A 1,106-nucleotide genomic window follows, 5' to 3' on the forward strand; every position below is an offset into this window, starting at 1 on the left:
GCTGTGAACCAGCCGCCGGGCCCTTTCGCCTTGCCGGCGTCAGCTGTTGATGGCGTAGCTGTCGCCGTAGACCTTCCACTTCAGCGGCGGGTTGAGGTCGAAGTTCTTGGCGTTGAGGAAGACCAGCTGCTCGGTGTCGACCCGGCTGGTGTCGGAGTGCGCCTCCTCCTTCTTCATGACCACCTTGCGGGCGTCCAGGAAGGCCTTGAGGTAGGTGGCCTCGTCGCCGCCCTGGGCGGGGGTCTTGGCCTTCTTCAGGGCGGCGGCGCGGATGCCGCCGAAGCTGTCCGAGCTGTTGCCCGGGCCGTGCATGACGATGGCGTCGTAGTAGGCGAACTGGCCGAGCGCGCGCAGGCCGTCGCTCTTGGCCTGGTTGACGGCGGGGTTGAAGTACACCCGGTCGCGCTCGTCGTTCTGGGCCTGCTGGAAGACGGTGTCCTTGGCGGCGGTGGCCCAGTCCTTCTCGAACGCGGAGCCCAGCCCGGCGTGCGACTCGCTGCCGTTGACCTTCTTCAGCGCCGGCAGGTACTTGGCCAGGATGTTGCCGGGCTTGAGGTCGGTGTAGTGCTGGACCAGGTCCAGCATGTCACCGGTGCCGGAGCAGAAGCCGATGATGCCGGCGGTGTAGCCGCGGCCGTCCTTGATGTCCTCGATGTACTTGTACTGGGCCTTCCAGTCCAGCGACGAGTTCTCCGCGCTGGACACCAGCTGCATGGCGATGTCCTTCTTGTGCGGGTCGTCCAGCCCGACGCCCTTGAGCTGGACGGCGGCGGCGGGCGACGGGGCGGCCTGGGCCGCCGAGGTGGCCGCGACGGTCAGCGGCGCGGCCACCAGGGCGGCGGCGAGGGCGATGCGGAGGGCACGACGGGGCTGAGGGCGCATGGGACGCTCCGATTCCTCGTGGGGTTAGGAAACTTTCCTAACGAGAAAAAGGAAACGCTCTCGGCCCGGCTCCCGCAAGGGTTTTGACCGAACCTCTTCAAGAGATCTTGAGGGCCGCTGGACCGGCTCGGGACACCTGGGGCCACCGCCGGGTCGAGCCGGGGAACGGCAGGGCAACACCGGGAAAACGGAGAGGGCCCCGCCCCGGACGCGTGGTCCGGGGC

Annotated in this window: 1 protein-coding gene; it reads right to left on the minus strand. The window is 68.3% G+C overall.

What is annotated here, in order from left to right:
- Nucleotides 1-39: 39 nt before the first annotated feature.
- Nucleotides 40-882: a chitosanase gene (locus ACFU7Z_RS39570; RefSeq protein WP_049649866.1), complete on the minus strand. Its 843-nt coding sequence runs from the start codon at nucleotides 880-882 to the stop codon at nucleotides 40-42.
- Nucleotides 883-1,106 lie beyond the last annotated feature (224 nt).

The sequence above is a fragment of the Kitasatospora sp. NPDC057518 genome (genome assembly GCF_042802075.1).
Taxonomy (GTDB): domain Bacteria; phylum Actinomycetota; class Actinomycetes; order Streptomycetales; family Streptomycetaceae; genus Kitasatospora.